Annotated in this window: 17 protein-coding genes; 3 read left to right on the top strand and 14 right to left on the bottom strand. The window is 61.6% G+C overall.

The features are described 5' to 3' along the window. Nucleotides 1-189: 189 nt before the first annotated feature. From pcaC to pcaR, 11 genes are all read right to left on the bottom strand, one after another. Nucleotides 190-582, bottom strand: coding sequence for a 4-carboxymuconolactone decarboxylase (gene pcaC / locus QMK47_RS07735; RefSeq protein ID WP_014336968.1), 393 nt, complete (start codon nt 580-582; stop codon nt 190-192). Nucleotides 583-592: 10 nt separating this feature from the next. After that, nucleotides 593-1,393, bottom strand: a complete 801-nt coding sequence (pcaD, locus tag QMK47_RS07730) for a 3-oxoadipate enol-lactonase (RefSeq protein WP_253472131.1) — start codon at nt 1,391-1,393, stop codon at nt 593-595. 12 nt (nt 1,394-1,405) lie between these two features. Then, nucleotides 1,406-2,770: a 3-carboxy-cis,cis-muconate cycloisomerase gene (locus QMK47_RS07725; protein WP_320390020.1), complete on the bottom strand. Its 1,365-nt coding sequence runs from the start codon at nt 2,768-2,770 to the stop codon at nt 1,406-1,408. Nucleotides 2,771-2,814: 44 nt separating this feature from the next. Further along, entirely contained in the window at nt 2,815-4,110 is a 1,296-nt protein-coding gene (locus QMK47_RS07720) for an MFS family transporter (RefSeq protein WP_253472127.1), read from the bottom strand. 316 nt (nt 4,111-4,426) lie between these two features. Further along, nucleotides 4,427-4,993 (bottom strand): protocatechuate 3,4-dioxygenase subunit alpha, encoded by a 567-nt coding sequence (gene pcaG, locus QMK47_RS07715; RefSeq protein WP_024619589.1) that lies wholly within the window; start codon nt 4,991-4,993, stop codon nt 4,427-4,429. A 1-nt stretch (nt 4,994) separates the two neighbouring features. Beyond that, on the bottom strand, nt 4,995-5,699 hold the full coding sequence (gene pcaH, locus QMK47_RS07710) for a protocatechuate 3,4-dioxygenase subunit beta (protein ID WP_320390019.1): 705 nt from the start codon (nt 5,697-5,699) through the stop codon (nt 4,995-4,997). Nucleotides 5,700-5,736: 37 nt separating this feature from the next. Beyond that, nucleotides 5,737-6,942: a 3-oxoadipyl-CoA thiolase gene (pcaF, locus tag QMK47_RS07705; RefSeq protein WP_258691209.1), complete on the bottom strand. Its 1,206-nt coding sequence runs from the start codon at nt 6,940-6,942 to the stop codon at nt 5,737-5,739. Beyond that, the gene (locus QMK47_RS07700; RefSeq protein WP_053178376.1) at nt 6,939-7,718 is read right to left on the bottom strand and encodes a CoA-transferase subunit beta; all 780 of its coding nucleotides are present in this window, start codon (nt 7,716-7,718) and stop codon (nt 6,939-6,941) included. Before QMK47_RS07700 ends, pcaF begins: the two co-directional genes overlap by 4 nt. After that, nucleotides 7,715-8,575 (bottom strand): CoA transferase subunit A, encoded by an 861-nt coding sequence (locus tag QMK47_RS07695; RefSeq protein ID WP_320390018.1) that lies wholly within the window; start codon nt 8,573-8,575, stop codon nt 7,715-7,717. Before QMK47_RS07695 ends, QMK47_RS07700 begins: the two co-directional genes overlap by 4 nt. A 316-nt stretch (nt 8,576-8,891) precedes the next feature. After that, complete coding sequence (locus tag QMK47_RS07690; RefSeq protein WP_320390017.1) at nt 8,892-10,238, bottom strand: MFS transporter; 1,347 nt, start codon at nt 10,236-10,238, stop codon at nt 8,892-8,894. A gap of 140 nt (nt 10,239-10,378) precedes the next feature. Beyond that, on the bottom strand, nt 10,379-11,221 hold the full coding sequence (gene pcaR / locus QMK47_RS07685) for a pca regulon transcriptional regulator PcaR (protein ID WP_003184507.1): 843 nt from the start codon (nt 11,219-11,221) through the stop codon (nt 10,379-10,381). Between the two features lie 580 nt (nt 11,222-11,801). Here pcaR and QMK47_RS07680 point away from each other — a divergent pair. Continuing rightward, nucleotides 11,802-12,002 carry a hypothetical protein gene (locus QMK47_RS07680; RefSeq protein WP_003184509.1) on the top strand — a complete coding sequence of 67 codons (201 nt, stop codon included), beginning with the start codon at nt 11,802-11,804 and terminating at the stop codon, nt 12,000-12,002. A gap of 365 nt (nt 12,003-12,367) precedes the next feature. Further along, nucleotides 12,368-13,843, top strand: coding sequence for an inorganic phosphate transporter (locus QMK47_RS07675; RefSeq protein WP_253472123.1), 1,476 nt, complete (start codon nt 12,368-12,370; stop codon nt 13,841-13,843). Nucleotides 13,844-14,097: 254 nt separating this feature from the next. Here the strand turns inward: QMK47_RS07675 and ccoM are convergent, their stop codons facing one another. The 3 genes from ccoM to QMK47_RS07660 form a co-directional block, all read right to left on the bottom strand. After that, on the bottom strand, nt 14,098-14,214 hold the full coding sequence (gene ccoM, locus QMK47_RS07670; protein WP_025212288.1) for a cytochrome c oxidase subunit CcoM: 117 nt from the start codon (nt 14,212-14,214) through the stop codon (nt 14,098-14,100). A 144-nt stretch (nt 14,215-14,358) separates the two neighbouring features. Continuing rightward, on the bottom strand, nt 14,359-14,520 hold the full coding sequence (locus QMK47_RS07665) for a hypothetical protein (protein WP_003198631.1): 162 nt from the start codon (nt 14,518-14,520) through the stop codon (nt 14,359-14,361). A 94-nt stretch (nt 14,521-14,614) separates the two neighbouring features. Then, complete coding sequence (locus QMK47_RS07660; protein WP_230152715.1) at nt 14,615-14,956, bottom strand: aspartate-semialdehyde dehydrogenase; 342 nt, start codon at nt 14,954-14,956, stop codon at nt 14,615-14,617. A 229-nt stretch (nt 14,957-15,185) separates the two neighbouring features. Between QMK47_RS07660 and rapA the strand changes: the two genes are divergently transcribed. Then, on the top strand, nt 15,186-18,032 hold the full coding sequence (rapA, locus tag QMK47_RS07655; protein ID WP_253472122.1) for an RNA polymerase-associated protein RapA: 2,847 nt from the start codon (nt 15,186-15,188) through the stop codon (nt 18,030-18,032). Nucleotides 18,033-18,117: the final 85 nt, after the last annotated feature.

The raw sequence follows: 18,117 nt of genomic DNA, 5'->3' as shown, positions 1-18,117 counted from the left end.
CGCGAGCAGGCTCGCTCCCACAGGGAATCGGTGCCGAGCACAAAACCTGTGCTCACTGAAGATCCCGTGTGGGAGCAAAACTTGCTCGCGATCGCGGTGGGTCAGTGGCATTTCTGGTGAGTGTGGCATTGCATCGCGAGCAAGCTTTGCTCCCACAGCATTGACTCCCACAGGGATTGGCGGTGGTTCTCAAGCCCGCGATTCGACGCCCAATTCATCCCACACCGACTCGGCCAGGTGGAAGGTGGCGTTGGCCGCCGGGATGCCGCAGTAGATGGCGCTCTGCATGATCACTTCCTTGATCTCGCTGCGGCTCACACCGTTGTTGGCGGCGGCGCGCAGGTGCAGCTTGAGTTCTTCGTTGCGGTTCATGCCGATCAGCATGGCAATGGTGATCAGGCTGCGGGTGTGGCGCGGCAGGCCCGGGCGGGTCCAGATGTCGCCCCAGGCGTGGCGGGTGATCATCTCCTGGAACTCGCTGTTGAACTCGGTCAGGGCATTGAGGCTGCGATCGACGTGGGCATCGCCCAGCACCGCGCGGCGTACTTGCATGCCTTCGTCGTAACGTTGTTTCTCGTCCACAAAAAACTCCTCAGGCACGGCCAGAATCAAGCAGGAAATCCAGCACCCGCGCGCTGAACGCGGCGCCGGCCTGGACGTTGGACAGGTGCGCGGCGTAGAACTCGGCGTACTCGGCCCCACGGACCCGCTCCTGGATAAAGTGCCCACCCGACGGCGGCGTCACGGCATCTTCGGTGCCAGCGATCACCAGCAACGGTACGCGAATCGACGACAACTGCTCGCGAAAATCGGCATCACGCACCGCCGCACAGTTGGCGGCATAGCCCTGAGGCGAAGTGGCGGCGAGCATGTCGGTGATTTTTTTTGCCATCGCAGGCTGGGCTTCGGCAAAGTCAGGGGTAAACCAACGGGCAATCGAGGCATCGCGCAACGCTACCATCGCCGCCTTGCCGTCGCGCAGCACGGTTTCGATGCGCGGGTTCCACACCGACGGATCGCCGATCTTGGCCGCGGTGTTGCACACCACCAGTTTGTGCAGGCGCTCGCCGGCGTTGATCCCCAGCCACTGGCCGATCAAACCGCCCATGGACAAGCCACAGAAATACACCTTGTCGAGGTTCAACTGATCAAGCATCGCCAGCACATCGCGGCCCAGTTGTTCGATGCTGTACGGTCCTTCGGTGACCAGCGACTGGCCATGGCCGCGCGTGTCAAAGCGCAACACGCGAAAGTGTTCGCTGAAGGCCGCGACCTGCTCGTCCCACATGTGCAGATCGGTGCCCAGGGAATTGGAGAGCACCAACACAGGGGCGTCTTGCGGCCCATCAAAACGATAGTTCAGATCGCCCTCGGCGAGTTTGACGAATCCCACAACAATCTCCTTTCAGGCATTCAAGGCAAGGTGTTCGGCCACGGCCCGGGCGACCCAGGTCTGGGCTTGTCCGAGGTAGTGCGCCGGGTCGAGCAGATGATCAAGCTCGGTCGCGGATAGCTGCGCAGTGACCTGAGGTTCATCCCCCAGCACATCACGCAAATGCCGTTGCTCGGCCACGGCGCGCTTGCAACATTGCTCCAGCAGATGGTGCGCCGTGTCGCGCCCGACACGCTGGGCCAGGACGATGCTCACCGCTTCGGCCAGCACCAACCCCTGGGTCAGTTCCAGGTTGCGGGCCATGCGCGCCGCGTCCACTTCCAGCCCTTCAGCCAGCAGCCGCGCCTGTTGCAAGGCACCGGACACCAGGCAGCAGATCTCCGGCAGGGTTTCCCATTCGGCGTGCCACAGGCCCAGGCTGCGCTCGTGTTCCTGGGGCATGGCGCTGAACAGCGTCGACAACAAACCGGGCACCCGCGTCGCCGCGCCGATCAGCACTGCCGCACCCACCGGGTTGCGCTTGTGCGGCATGGTGGACGAACCGCCCTTGCCCGGCGCCGACGGCTCGAACGCTTCGCCGGCCTCGGTCTGCATCAACAGGCTGATGTCACGGCCCAGCTTGCCCAGGCTACCGGCGATCAAACCCAGCACCGCGCCGAACTCCACCAGGCGATCGCGCTGGGTATGCCACGGTTGTTCCGGCAGGTTCAGTTGCAACTCGGCGGCCAGGGCTTCGGCGATGGGCAAGGCCTGTTCACCCAAGGCGGCGAGCGTCCCGGAGGCGCCGCCGAATTGCAGCACCAGCAAGCGCGGCTTGAGTTCATTCAAACGTTGGCGACTGCGGGTGATCGCCCCCAGCCAACCGGCGATTTTCATGCCCAGGGTCACCGGCGTCGCGTGTTGCAGCCAAGTGCGCCCGGCCAGCGGCGTAGCGGCGTAGCGTTCGGCTTGTCGGGCCAGGGTGCCAGCCAGTTGCGCCAGTTCTGCCTCGATCAAGCCCAACGCCTGGCGCAGTTGCAGCACCAGCCCGCTGTCCATCACATCCTGGCTGGTCGCGCCCAGGTGCACATAGCGCTCGGCCTCGGCGTTCTCGGTGGCGATGCGCTTGCCTAATGCCTTGACCAACGGGATCGCCGAATTGCCGGCACTGGCAATCGCTTCGCTCAATGCAGAAAAATCGTACAACTGGGCACGGCAGGCGCTCTCGATCGGCGCCACCGCATCCCGGGGGATCAACCCTACCCGCGCCTCGGCCCGGGCCAGCGCGGCCTCGACATCCAGCATGGCCTGGACCCGCCCCGCATCGCAGAACACCTCGCGCATGTCGCGGGCCGTGAAATAGGCATCGAACAGCTGATTGCCCGGTCGTTCGCTCATAAACAGTCCTTGGGTGCGTCGGCCTCACGGCCGGCGCGGTAGGGTCAAAGGTCGTGGTGCAAATACGCCGGCTGCTTGGGCAGGCGCAGGCTGAACAGGAACGCCACCACCATCATCACCGTGACATACCAGTAAAAAGTGTTCTCCATGCCCTGGGCCTTCAGGCTCAAGGCAACGTACTCCGCCGAACCGCCAAAAATCGCATTGGCCACCGCGTAAGCCAACCCTACTCCCAGCGCCCGCACTTCAGGTGGAAACATTTCCGCTTTCACCAGGCCACTGATGGAGGTGTAGAAACTGACAATCGCCAGCGCCAACGTAATCAGGACAAACGCCAGGAACGGGCTGCTGATGCTTTTGAGGGTCAGCAGGATCGGCACCGTGCACAACGCTCCCAGGGCTCCGAACCAGAGCATGGAATTACGCCGGCCGATCCTGTCCGCCAACATGCCGAACAACGGCTGCATGCACATATACAGGAACAGCGCGCCGGTCATGATGTAGCTGGCGGTCTTGGCGTGCAGGCCAGCGGTGTTCACCAGGTATTTCTGCATGTAGGTGGTGAAGGTGTAGAAAATCAGCGAGCCGCCGGCGGTGTAGCCCAGCACGGTGATGAACGCGGCCTTGTGATTGCGAAACAACGCCATGATGCTGCCGGCGTCCTTGTTCTCGCGCATTTCCTTGCTGCTGGTTTCCTTCAGGGAGCGCCGCAGGAACAGGGAAATCAATGCAGCCACGGCGCCCACCACGAATGGAATCCGCCAGCCATAGGCACGCAGTTCGTCTTCACTGAGGAACTGTTGCAGGATCACCACCAGCGACACCGCCAGCAATTGCCCGCCGATCAGCGTCACGTACTGGAACGAAGCAAAAAAGCCGCGTTGGCCCTTGAGGGCGACTTCGCTCATGTAGGTGGCAGTGGTGCCATATTCGCCACCCACCGACAGGCCCTGCAGCAAGCGCGCAAACAACAGCAACAGCGGCGCCCAGACGCCGATGTCCTTGTAGGTGGGCAGGCAGGCGATGAGCAACGAGCCGAAGCACATCATCAGCACCGAGATCATCATTGAATTCTTGCGCCCATGACGGTCCGCCACCCGGCCGAAAATCCAGCCGCCGATGGGTCGCATCAGGAACCCGGCGGCGAACACACCGGCCGTGTTGACCAGTTGCACCGTAGGGTTGTCCGAGGGGAAGAACGCTGGCGCGAAATAAATCGCGCAGAACGCGTAGACGTAGAAGTCGAACCATTCGACCAGGTTGCCGGATGAAGCACCGACGATGGCGAAGATGCGCTTGCTGCGTTCTTCACCGGTGTAGTGGCTGATTGGGGTGGTCATGGGTTATTCACTCGTTGGGGACTTAACAAAGTCTAGACACACTTAGTAACAGCCCCGTTCCACAAACAGACTTTCAAGCAGCAGCGCCTGTACCGTCGCCATCGCGAGCAAGCTCGCTCCCACAGGGCGTGTGTCATCTCTGTGGCGAGGGAGCTTGCTCCCGCTGGCTTGCGCCCGTAGGAGCTGTCGAGCGAAGCGAGGCTGCGATCTTTTCCCAATCACTTGAGTTTCAAGTGAAAGATCAAAAGATCGCAGGCTTCGCCAGCTCCTACAGAGCCGAGCGGGAGCAAGCTCCCTCGCCACAAGAAGCCGCGGCTCAGTAATCGAAGAACACCGTCTCGGCATCTGTGCCCTGCAGGATCACGTTCCACTGATACACGCCCGATGCATCAGGCTTGCTCACGATCGTGGCGCGACGCTCCTCGGGTACGCAGGCCAGCAGCGGGTCGGTTTCGTTGGCCTGTTCGCCGTCGAAATAGATACGCGTCAGCAAATGCTTGACCAACCCGCGAGCGAACACCAGCACCACCAGGTGCGGTGCCTGGGTCGTACCGTTCAACCCTGGCACAGTGCCCGGCTTGATGGTGGTGAACCGGAAACGCCCTTCGGCATCCACCGGCACCCGGCCGAAACCTTCGAAGTGCGGGTCCAGGGGTTTGTCCTGGTCGTCTTCCGGGTGGGCGTATTTACCGGCGGCGTTGGCCTGCCAGACTTCCAGCATCGCGTCGTTGACGAACTGGCCATTGCCGTCGACCACCTGGCCGGTGATCGCCACGCGCTGGCCGAGGGTTTGTGTGTCGGTCAGGTCTTCGCGGTTCAGCCAGGTCAGGCCGATGTGGTAGTACGGGCCAACGGTGTGGGACGTGGTGGCGGTGAGCGTCATCTTATTTCTCCATCGGCGTGGCATCGCGGCCGCGCAAGACGATGTCCCAGCGGTAACCGAGGGCATAGTTAGGGACGGTTTTTTCCAGGTCGAAACTGGCGATCAGACGTTCCTTGGCACGGGTGTCCGGCACGCAGTTGTAGATCGGGTCGTAGGCCAGCAACGGGTCGCCAGGGAAATACATCTGCGTCACCAGGCGCGTCAGAATGCTCGGCCCGAACAGTGAGAAATGGATATGCGCCGGGCGCCAGGCGTTGTGGTGGTTACCCCACGGATAGGCGCCAGGCTTGATGGTCTGGAACTGATACCAGCCATCGGCGTCGGTGACGGTACGACCGGTGCCGGTGAAATTCGGATCCAGCGGCGCGTCATGGTCGTCACGGTCGTGGTTGTAGCGACCGGCGGCGTTGGCCTGCCAGATCTCCACCAGGATGCCCGGCACCGGCTGGCCATGCTCATCCAGCACGCGCCCGTGAATGATGATCCGCTCCCCCAGCGGCTCGCCGGCATGCTGGGCGGTCAGGTCGTGGTCCTTCTCTTGCACGCGGTCGGCACCGACAGTCGGGCCGGTAATTTCCGACAGCGAATGAGGCAGGAACACCAACGGCTTGGACGGCGAGCGCAGGTTGGTGGACTGGTACGGCGGATGCAGATACTCCGGCTGGGTGCCCGCTTGGGGGCGACGATAACCAGGCTTGTCAGTCATGCAGCGTTCCTCGATTTCTTATTAGTAGGACGACGCGTCAGACGCGTTCGATCGCCAGCGCCAGCCCTTGGCCGACGCCGACACACATGGTCGCCAGGCCTTTCTTGCCGCCGGTCTTTTCCAAGTGATGGAGCGCCGTCATCACCAAGCGCGCCCCGCTCATGCCCAGGGGATGACCGAGGGCGATGGCGCCGCCGTTCGGGTTGACCTGGGGCGCATCGTCCGCCAGGCCGAGATCGCGCAACACCGCCAGGCCCTGGCTGGCAAACGCTTCATTGAGTTCGATCACATCGAAATCCGCGACCGCCAGGCCCAAGCGCTCAATGAGCTTGCGCACCGCCGGCACCGGACCGACGCCCATCACTCGGGGCGCCACGCCGGCACTGGCCATGCCCAGCACTTTGCCGCGCGGCGTCAGGCCGTGTTTCTTCACCGCCTCGGCCGACGCCAGGATCAGTGCTGCCGCGCCATCGTTGACACCCGAGGCGTTGCCAGCCGTGACGGTCTTGTCGGGGCCGTTGACCGGTTTGAGTTTGCTCAAGGTGTCCAGCGTGGTGTCGGCGCGAGGATGCTCATCCTGCTCGACCACGGTTTCACCCTTTTTATGGGTGATGCGCACTGGAACGATTTCTTCGGCGAAAAAGCCTGCCGCCTGGGCCGCTGCCGTGCGCTGTTGGCTGCGCAAGGCGAAAGCGTCCTGGTCGGCGCGGGACACGGCGTAGTCATCAGCCACGTTATCAGCGGTCTGCGGCATCGCATCCACACCGTACTGGGCTTTCATCAATGGGTTGATGAAACGCCAGCCGATGGTGGTGTCTTCCAGCTTCATGTTGCGGGAAAACGCCGCGTCGGCCTTGCCCATTACGAACGGCGCACGGGACATCGACTCCACCCCACCGGCGATGGCCAGTTCCATTTCACCACTGGCGATAGCGCGGAACGCCGTGCCGATGGCATCCATGCCCGAGGCGCAAAGGCGGTTGAGGGTCACACCGGGAATGCTTTCCGGCAGGCCCGCCAGCAGCAGCGCCATGCGCGCCACGTTGCGGTTGTCTTCGCCGGCCTGGTTGGCGCAGCCGAGAAACACTTCGTCCACCGCACTCCAGTCCACCGATGGGTTGCGCTCCATCAGCGCCTTGATCGGCACGGCCGCCAAGTCATCGGCACGCACGGCGGACAAACCGCCGCCAAACCGACCGATGGGGGTTCGAATCGCATCACAGATATAAACGTCGCGCATCAGGCTTCTCCCGGTGCCTGGCCGTGGGCCGCCGCGGTACGAGCTTCCAGGTCGCGCAGTGCGCGCAGCTCCACTTCGGTCGGCTCGGCGGTGGTTTGCACCTGGTCGGCGAAACGGATCGCCCACCCGGTGGCCGCAATGACTTGCTCGCGGGTCACGCCGGGGTGCAGCGCAGTGACCACGAACTCATGAGTGCCGGCTTCCGGTTCCATGATGCACAAGTCGGTGATGATACCGACGGGACCGGCGCCTGGCAGGCCCAGGCGTTTGCGCGAATCGCCGCCTTCACCGTGGCCGACCGAAGTGATGAAATCCAGCTTGTCGACAAACGAGCGAGCCGACTGCTTGAGGATGATCAACACGCTCTTGGCCGAACCGGCGATTTCCGGCGCGCCACCGGCACCTGGCAGGCGGACTTTCGGCTGATGGTAGTCGCCCACCACTGTGGTGTTGATGTTGCCGAAACGGTCGACCTGGGCTGCGCCGAGGAAACCGACGTCGATACGCCCGCCCTGCAGCCAGTAGCGAAAAATCTCACCGGTCGGCACGACAGTATCGGCGGTTTCCGCCAGTTCACCGTCACCGATGGACAACGGCAGTACGCTGGGCTTGGCACCGATCGGGCCGGATTCGTAGATCAGCACGACGTCCGGCGACGACGTCAGCCGCGCCAGGTTGGCCGCTTTCGACGGCAGGCCGATGCCAACGAAGCACACGGCATTGTTCTTCAAGCGACGCGCCGCGGCGACGGTCATCATTTCGTTGGTGGAGTAAGTCATGGTTTCACCTGCGAAGCGGCTGCCAGTCTGGCCTGGAATTCACTGAAGTCTTTAGTGCCATGGATGTATTCGTTGATCCATGCGGTAAAGGTCTCACGGTCCCGGGCGATCGGATCCCACGCCTGGTAGAAACGGTTGTCACGCTCGGTGTAGCCGTGGGCGTAGGACGGATGAGCGCCACCCGGCACGAGGCACACGGCGCTCAATGCCCAGGTCGGCAGTACGCAAGCGTTCATCGGTGCGTTCAAGTCGTCGACGATTTCTTCCACGGTGACGATGCAACGTTTGGCGGCCAGGGCGGCTTCTTTCTGCACACCGAGGATGCCCCACAGCAGCACGTTGCCCTTGCGGTCGGCTTTCTGGGCGTGGATCACCGTGATGTCCGGGCGCACCGATGGTACAGCGGCCAATACTTCACCGGTGAAGGGACAGGTCACGCTCTTGATCAGCGGGTTGACCTTCGGCAGGTCGGAACCGGCGTAGGCTCGCAGCACCGCGAACGGCAGGCCGGAAGCGCCGGCGACGTAGGCGTTGGCCAGGTCGGCGTGGCTGTGTTCCTCGATCTCCAGCGGGTGCGGCCATTGTTTCTCCACGGCATCGCGCAAGCGGTGCAACGACCCTACGCCAGGGTTGCCACCCCAGGAGAAAATCAACTTGCGAGCACAACCGGCGCCGATCAACTGGTCGTAGATCAGGTCAGGTGTCATGCGCACCAAGGTCAGATCTTTCTTTCCCTGACGAATGATTTCATGACCCGCCGCCGTAGGAATCAGGTGAGTGAAGCCTTCGAGCGCGACGATATCGCCGTCGTTGACGAATTGCTTCACCGCGTCGTGCAGCGAAAGGATTTCAGCCATGGGGCAGGCTCCCGTTTTCCAGTAGACCGACATGAAGAAAAAGGCGCGAGGTTAAGCGCCGCAGTGACTGAAGATTAAGCCTGGGGGAAAAGCCAAACAATCCGATAATCGACTAAGTGTTCGTTTATCGAACATATTGTTGTTGAGCTATCGATTCATCCAAGGACACAGAGCCCCCTGTGGGAGCGAGCTTGCTCGCGATAGCAATGTGTCAGCGATGGATGCATGTCTGATCCACCGCTATCGCGAGCAAGCTCGCTCCCACAAGTGCCCTGCATGCCCTCAGATTTGTTTCCACTGGAGTTAGATCGTGGGCTCAGGTCGCATCCGCATGACTGACCATGCCCTTGATCACCACCGCCGTGGTCGCCAGGGCCGCCGGGATCACCAGGGCGGTCAGGACCTGTTCGAAGTTCCAGCCCAGGCCCAACAGGGTCGCGCCCATCCAGGCGCCGAGGATCGCACCGAAACGACCGATGCCCAGCATCCACGAGACACCGGTGGCCCTACCCTGGGTCGGGTAGAAACGCGCGGCCAGGGAAGGCATCGCCGATTGCGCGCCGTTGACGCACATGCCGGCCACCAGCACCAGGGTGGCGAGCAAGGTGATGCTGCCCAGGCTCTGCCCCACTGCGTAGGCAAACACCCCGGCCATCAGATAGAAAAGGCCGATGACCTTGTGCGGATTGAACCGGTCCATCGCCCAACCCACACCGACGGCGCTCAACACGCCGCCGAATTGGAACAAAGCACCGATAAACGCGGCCTGCTCCATGCTCGCGCCGCTGTCGCGCATCAGGGTCGGCAGCCAACTGGTCAACAGGTAGACGATCACCAGCCCCATGAAATAGGTCAGCCACAGCAGCAAGGTGCCAGCGCTGTAGGTGCCGGAGAAAATCACCGCCAGCACATTGCGGGCTTTCACGGTTTTCTGTTCCGGCACACTGAAGCTCGCCGCTTGGGCCACCGTGTTCGGTTCGATCGGTGCCAGGGTCTTGCGCACCTTGTCGGTGCCGCGATTGCGCACCACGAGGTAACGCGCCGACTCCGGCAGCCAGAACAGCAACACGACGGTCAGGATCAACGGCAGGATCCCACCAATCAGCAGCAGGCTGTGCCAACCGAACGCCGGTATCAGCCTGGCGGAGATGAACCCACCGCCGGCCATGCCCAGGTTGAAGCCGCAGAACATGCTGGTCACCAACAGGGATTTCTTGCGTTCCGGGGTGTATTCCGAGAGCAAGGTGGTGGCGTTCGGCATCCCGGCGCCCAATCCCAGGCCGGTCAGGAAACGCAATACCAACAGTTGATCGACATTGGTGCTGTAGGCCGACGCCAGGCTGAACGCGCCGAACAGCAGGACCGCGCCCACCAGTACGACTTTTCGCCCGAAGCGGTCAGCCAGTGGCCCTGAGCCCAGCGCGCCGAACACCATGCCGATCAGCGCGGCGCTCATCACCGGGCCAAGGCTGGCGCGATCGATGCCCCAATCCTGGGACAGCGCCGGGGCGATGAAGCCCATGGCCGCTGTATCAAGGCCGTCGAGGAAAACAATCAGGAAACAGAGAATCACCACCCTCCACTGGTAGCGCGAAATGGGTTGGGCATTGATGAAGGATTGCACATCGAGGCAGTTGCCTACGGAGGTCTGGGGCTGGTTCATTTTATTTTTATTCCACGCGATAAACGCAGGCGAACGATCAGGGACCGGCGAAACACGCCGGATGACGCTGCGCGACATTAATGAGGGCAAGCAAATACCGTCAATTCATCGCCGCCGACTGTGTGCGTTTATCGAACAGCTTAAGTGAACAGTTGCGCGCTCAAGTCGCGGCTGGCGCCCAGCAGGCCTGGCAGGAAACGCTGTTCCAGCTCATTGCGGCTGACCCGCCCGGCATGGGTGCTGACGTTGAGCGCGGCCACCACTTGACCGGAAGCGTCGTACACGGGCACGGCAATCGAACGCAGGCCCTGTTCCAGTTCCTGATCGACGATGCACCAGCCTTGCTGCCGCACCTGTTGCAGGCATTCAAGCAATGCCTCGGGAGTGTGCAAGGTGCGGCTGGTCTTGGCTTGCAGGTCGGCATGGTCCAGGTAGTCGCGCAGCGAAGCATCATCCAGGGCCGCCAGGAGAATCCTGCCCATCGAAGTGCAATAGGCTGGAAGACGCCCGCCGACCGACAGATCGACCGAAATCAGGCGCTGGGTGGTGGCTGACCGGGCGATATAGAGGATGTCGTCGCCTTCGAGCGTCGCCATGTTGCAGGCTTCGTGCAGTTGCTCGCTCATGCGGTCCAGGTACGGCTGGGCAGAAACGGCCAAAGGCGTCGAGGACAGATAGGCGTGCCCCAGGGTCAGCACTTTGGGCAGCAGTGAGTAGGTCCGTCCATCCGTGGTGGCGTAGCCAAGCTTGATCAAGGTATGCAGGCAACGTCTGACGGCGGCGCGAGGGATTTCCGTACGATGGCTGATCTGGGCGATGGTCAGGTGCCGCTTGCGCTCCTGGAAGGCCTGGACCACAGCCAACCCGCGGGCCAGGGACGTCATGAAATCAGGATCGCCGGTCAGGGCCTGGATCCGCTTGGCCGGTGAGGCGACGATCGGTGGCGCGACTGAAGTGAAAGCATTGCGCAATTGGTCGTTCATGTCTGATCCTTCCCCGGGAATGACGGCTATTACAAGCGGCTGTCCGACGGACAGACAAGGCTCGGACCGTCAACAGTGTTCGATTATCGAACCAGCAACCGATAATCGCAATCCTGCCCGGCATCATGAGTTCGCCAGCCGTCGAACGCGCCATAACAAGTTGAGCGAGAGTGACAAGCGATTTGACGTGAAGACGTCGGCGATATTGAACTTGTCGCCTTGAACGGCATCAGGATATCGGCACTAGCAAGCATCTTCTGAAACCTGATTGACACAAGTTTGCACATACAAACATCGTTTCACACAACAACAGGCCCCCTTTAAATATTTCCCGATAGTGTTATTCAGCTGGACCGCTATAATGCAACTCAGCGACGGTACGGCCAATCGACCGCTCCCGTACGCAGGCACCTTGGTTAATACCCTGGTGCCCGAAGCACCTTTAGGGTCGCTTCCCCTGTATTGGCAACAACACGAAGCCCTGATGCTACGTCAGCTGTCAGCTCTGGTGCCGTGGCCGTCTGCATGTCTACATGCAGTGCGTATCACCAGATTCAATTTCAATTAATTAGGTACAACTGTGACGAAAGACGAACTGCGCGCGGAACTTGAGCGCCAGGAACAACGTTACAAGGAAGTTTACGGCGGGGAAGTCACCACCTACGCCGCACAACCTGAACCGGAACGCAAACCCTGGCGTAAGCGCGCCACCGTTCAGGACCAGGCCTTCACCCAGGAACTCCAGAAAATGGAAAAAGAACTCAAAGCCGAAGAGCAGTGACGCTCTGGGCCTGATGTTCTTGTGAAGAGGTCTCCGGCCGCCACCCAGGCCGGAAACCGCAGCGCACGCCCGCCATGAGCGGGCCGCCATCCGCTCCCGTCCGACGGCCGGGAAGGCTCATGGCCGACCTTCTTTTCAGATATTTCATACAACCGCTCGAAGTGCTCTACAGCGGGCGGCGATCAGGTTCCGGGAGGCTTTGCGCCCCTGAATCAAAGGGTTACGCGCCCCACGGAAAACCTCGCGCCAGAGGTATTCCTACAAATTATTTCGTTGAAGAATGTTGCCGATGAGCAGGCAATGCATCGATTGCCATGGTTTTCTGGCATAATCGCGCCCCCTTATGACCGGGTCAGAAAACCTTCATGATCGATTTATTCAGCGGACTGGATGCTTGGGTGCTTGTGAGCCTCTTGCTCGCCCTGGCTTTTGTCCTCGCCTTCGAGTTCATCAACGGCTTTCATGACACCGCTAACGCGGTTGCCACTGTTATCTACACCAAAGCCATGCCGCCCCATCTGGCGGTGTTCTTTTCCGGTGTGTTCAATTTCCTCGGCGTGCTGCTGGGCGGTGTGGGGGTGGCGTACGCCATCGTTCACTTGCTGCCCGTAGAGCTGCTGATCAATGTGAACACCGGACACGGGCTCGCCATGGTGTTTTCGCTGCTCGCAGCGGCCATTACCTGGAACCTGGGCACCTGGTACTTCGGTATCCCGGCGTCCAGCTCCCACACGTTGATCGGCTCGATCCTCGGCGTGGGCCTGGCCAACGCGTTGATCAACGATATCCCGTTGGCCGATGGGGTGAACTGGCAGAAGGCGATCGATATCGGCGCCTCCCTGGTGTTCTCGCCCATGGCCGGCTTCCTGATCGCTGCCCTGGTGCTGATCGGCCTGAAATGGTGGCGTCCGCTGTCGAAGATGCACAAGACACCGGAACAGCGTCGCAAGATCGATGACAAGAAGCACCCACCGTTCTGGAATCGCCTGGTGCTGGTGATTTCGGCCATGGCCGTCAGCTTTGTGCACGGCTCCAACGATGGCCAGAAAGGCATCGGCCTGATCATGCTGGTGCTGATCGGTATCGTGCCTTCGCAGTTCGTACTCGACCTGAGCAGCACCACGTATCAGATCGAGCGGACCCGCGACGCGACCCTGCACCTGAGTCAGTTCTACCAGCGCAACAACGAATCCCTGGGTGAATTCCTGGCACTGGGCAAGAGCGTGGAAGGCGATCTGCCGGAAAAATTCCGTTGCAACCCACAGCAGACCGAACCCACCATCGATGCCCTGCTCAGCACCCTCAAGGGCGTGGCGGACTACCATTCGCTGCCGTCGGAAAGCCGTATCGAAGTGCGTCGCTACCTGCTCTGCCTGGACGACACGGCGAAGAAGGTCGGCAAGTTGCCAGGCCTGGCAGCTCGTGAGAAAGACGACCTGAACAAACTGCGCAAGGACCTGACCGGCACCACCGAGTACGCCCCGTTCTGGGTGATCCTGGCGGTCGCACTGGCACTGGGCCTGGGCACCATGGTCGGCTGGAAGCGTGTGGTACTGACCATCGGCGAGAAGATCGGCAAGCAAGGCATGACCTACGCCCAGGGCATGTCGGCGCAGATCACCACCGCATGCATGATTGGCATGGCGAACATCTTCAGCCTGCCGGTTTCCACCACCCACGTATTGTCCTCGGGCGTGGCCGGTACCATGGTCGCGAACAAGAGCGGCCTGCAAGGTGGCACCGTGCGCAATATCCTGCTGGCCTGGGTGCTGACCCTGCCAGCAACGGTGGCGCTGTCGGCCGGGCTGTTCTGGCTGGCGTCCAAGGCCCTGGGCAGCTGATTCCAGCGGCTCAAAAAAGAAGGTGCGATCCTTGCGGTTCGCACCTTTTTTTATGCCCTGACGTCAGACATCTATGGGAGCGAGCTTGCTCGCGATAGCGGTGGGTCAGTCAACACATGTATCTACAGGCATACCGCTATCGCGAGCAAGCTCGCTCCCACAATGGCTTTGTGTAAAACAGAAAACTTGCCCCAAAAAAAAGGGCGACCGAAGTCGCCCAAAATGCCTTGCGTGCTCGTTTTAGCCGGAAAGACCTACGGTTTTTTCCGCTTGTGTGCGTCTTTCCAGATGAATAATCCAAAGCCTGCGAAAAATACGAACATGAGGCCGACCGTCAACACCCCGGCAAACACCACATTATCGAAAAACATGACTGGCCTCCTGGTCTTGCCCCTGTTGCGATGGGTTCAAGTTAACCAATCAGGCCCGGATGAAAATTGACCGGGGTCAATAACGCCCGCAACGGGGCGAAAAGGTGGGGAAATAACTGATCTGCATCAATGGATCGAGGGGGTTCAGCGCTTTTTCGGTTTGTTTTTCGACTTTTTCTTGGGCTTGCCCAACGGCATGGCCTGCTCGAAAGCCTGGCGGACTTCATTGAGGCGTTTTTCGTTGAGGTCGTGAACGCGCTTGGCGCGCTCGGCACTGAGGTCGATCAGCTTGTCGTCTTGGCTCATGGCGTGTGGGCATCGTGCAGTGAATTGCGGATGCGTCCATGATGCGGGCTGTCGGCGGCGTTGACCAGCCTGCGTACGTCGGCAAACGCCTGAATCAGATCTGGATATCGACCCACAAGCCCTGGCGCGACTCTTCGTCTATCAGCGGCACCACCGGCACGGTGTTGTCGGCGTTGAGTTCGGTACCCGGTACGGCCAGATGTTCTTCAGGATCTTCATTGGCCTCGCGGTGGCGCTTGTCGCGCTCCTGCCGGCGACGCTGTTCCTCGCGCAACAGCAGCGCGGCCTCTTCCGGGTCGCGGTTTTGCAGGTCGATGGTGCTTTCGTTGGAACTTTGCTGCACCGGGACCACGGGCGGTATGTCCGGTCGCTGGCGAACCGGATCCTGTTGAGCGGTGATGGGTACGGCGCTCAAAGGGAGCATGGGTGGCAACATAAAGGTCTCCTGTCTTCAGGTTGTCGGCTGATAAAGTGGCAGCTTGAACCGCCGGTCTGAAACTTGTGACCCAGTTGGCATTACAGCGATCCCCAGGGCCGAGCTTGTTTGATCGCTGGGCACGCGTAAGTTCCGTGCCGTCGCTCACTAATCAACGTACGTAATTCCTTTGGTCTGAGGGATCCTTCCGTTAAGATAACCGGCTTTTTCAAGGCGGGAGTCAGGCAGCATGGCGCAGCAGTATCAACCGGGGCAACGCTGGATCAGTGACAGCGAAGCCGAGCTGGGTTTAGGCACCGTTCTGGCACAGGACGGCCGCTTGTTGACCGTGCTCTATCCGGCCACTGGCGACACTCGCCAGTACGCGCTACGGAATGCGCCGCTCACCCGTGTACGGTTTTCGCCGGGCGATGTGATCACTCACTTCGAAGGCTGGAAAATGACCGTGCGCGAAGTCGATGACGTCGACGGGCTGCTGGTCTATCACGGCCTCAACGGACAGAACGAAGTCGTCACCCTGCCGGAAACCCAACTGTCGAACTTTATCCAGTTCCGCCTGGCGAGCGACCGTCTGTTCGCCGGCCAGATCGACCCATTGGCCTGGTTCTCCCTGCGCTACCACACCCTGGAACACACCAGCCGCCAGTTGCAGTCTTCGCTTTGGGGCCTGGGCGGCGTCCGTGCCCAGCCTATCGCCCACCAATTGCACATTGCCCGTGAAGTAGCCGACCGCATTGCGCCGCGGGTGTTGCTGGCGGACGAAGTGGGCCTGGGCAAGACCATCGAGGCCGGCCTGGTCATCCACCGTCAGTTGTTGTCCGGCCGCGCCAACCGCGTCCTGATCCTGGTGCCGGAAAACCTCCAGCACCAATGGCTGGTGGAAATGCGTCGACGTTTCAACCTGCAAGTCGCGCTGTTCGACGAAGAGCGCTTCATCGAAAGCGATGCCAGCAACCCGTTCGAAGACACTCAACTGGCCCTGGTGGCGCTGGAGTGGCTGGTGGACGACGAGAAGGCCCAGGACGCGCTGTTCGCCGCCGGCTGGGACCTGATGGTGGTCGACGAGGCCCATCACCTGGTGTGGCACGAAGACCAGGCCAGCCCGCAATACGCACTGGTCGAACAACTCGCCGAGACGATCCCGGGCGTGCTGCTGCTGACCGCGACCCCGGAACAACTGGGCCAGGACAGCCACTTTGCTCGCCTGCGCCTGTTGGACCCGAATCGCTTCCACGACCTCAAGGCCTTCCGCGCCGAGAGCGAAAACTATCGCCCAGTGGCCGAAGCCGTGCAGGAGTTGTTGGACAAAGGCCGTCTCTCGCCTGAGGCCCACAAGACCATCCACGGCTTTTTGGGCAACGAAGGCGAAGCCTTGCTGACCGCCGTCAATGATGGCGATGTCGAAGCCAGTGCCCGCCTGGTGCGTGAACTGCTGGACCGCCACGGCACCGGCCGCGTGCTGTTTCGCAACACCCGCGCCGCAGTGCAGGGCTTCCCCGAGCGCAAGCTGCACGCCTACCCGCTGCCGTGCCCGGACGAGTACCTCGAGCTGCCCCTGGGCGATCACCCCGAGCTGTACCCGGAAGTCAGCTTCCAAGCCCAGCCGGACGCCAGCGAAGAAGAACGCTGGTGGCGTTTCGACCCGCGGGTCGAGTGGCTGATCGACACCCTGAAGATGCTCAAGCGCACCAAAGTACTGGTGATCTGTGCCCACGCCGAAACCGCCATGGACCTGGAAGACGCCCTGCGCGTACGTTCCGGCATTCCGGCCACAGTGTTCCACGAAGGCATGAACATCCTGGAGCGCGACCGCGCAGCGGCCTATTTCGCCGACGAAGAGTTTGGTGCCCAGGTGCTGATCTGTTCGGAAATCGGCAGTGAGGGGCGCAACTTCCAGTTCGCCCATCACCTGGTGCTGTTCGATCTGCCAGCGCACCCGGACCTGCTCGAGCAACGTATCGGCCGTCTGGACCGGATCGGCCAGAAGCACACCATCGAGCTGCACGCGCCGTACCTGGAAACCAGCCCACAGGCGCGGCTGTTCCAGTGGTATCACGAAGCCCTGAATGCCTTCCTCAACACCTGCCCGACCGGCAACGCCTTGCAGCATCAGTTCGGCCCGCGCCTGCTGCCATTGCTGGAAGAGGCCGACGATGGCCAGTGGCAAGCGCTGATCGACGAAGCCCGCACCGAACGCGAGCGCCTGGAGGCCGAGCTGCACACCGGTCGCGACCGTTTGCTGGAGCTCAACTCCGGCGGTGCCGGTGAAGGCGATGCGCTGGTGGAAGCCATTCTCGAGCAGGACGACCAGTTCGCCCTGCCGATCTACATGGAAACCCTGTTCGACGCCTTTGGTATCGACAGCGAGGATCATTCGGAAAACGCGCTGATCCTCAAGCCGAGCGAAAAAATGCTCGACGCCAGCTTCCCGCTGGGCGACGACGAAGGCGTGACCATCACCTACGACCGCAACCAGGCGCTGTCGCGCGAAGACATGCAGTTCATCACCTGGGAGCACCCGATGGTGCAAGGCGGCATGGACCTGGTGCTGTCCGGTTCCATGGGCAACACTGCCGTGGCGCTGATCAAGAACAAGGCCCTCAAGCCCGGCACCGTGTTGCTGGAGCTGCTCTACGTCAGTGAGGTAGTGGCCCCGCGCTCGCTGCAACTGGGCCGCTACCTGCCGCCGGCCGCCCTGCGCTGCCTGCTTGACGCCAACGGCAACGACCTGGCCGCCCGGGTTTCGTTCGAAACCTTGAACGACCAGCTCGAAAGCGTGCCACGCGCCAGCGCCAACAAGTTCATCCAGGCCCAGCGCGACCAGCTCACGCCACGGATCAATGCCGGCGAAGAAAAGATCGCCCCGCGTCACTCCGAACGCGTGGCCGAGGCCCAGCGTCGCCTGGCCGCCGATACCGACGAGGAGCTGGCCCGCCTGACCGCCCTGCAAGCGGTCAACCCGACCGTGCGCGACAGCGAACTGGTAGCCCTGCGCCAACAGCGCGAGCAAGGGCTGGCGATGCTTGAGAAGGCGGCGTTGCGTTTGGAGGCGATTCGGGTGTTGGTGGCGGGCTGAGTTTGGCTGGGGCCGTTGTGGTGGTTTTATCGGGTGTATATCCGTTGCTGCGGTAACGGCTGCTGACGGTTCCGCTCTTACAGCG

The sequence above is a fragment of the Pseudomonas sp. P9_35 genome, from assembly GCF_034008205.1.
GTDB classification, from domain to species: Bacteria; Pseudomonadota; Gammaproteobacteria; order Pseudomonadales; family Pseudomonadaceae; genus Aquipseudomonas; species Aquipseudomonas kilonensis.
This window is presented reverse-complemented; position numbering and strand designations above follow the sequence as displayed.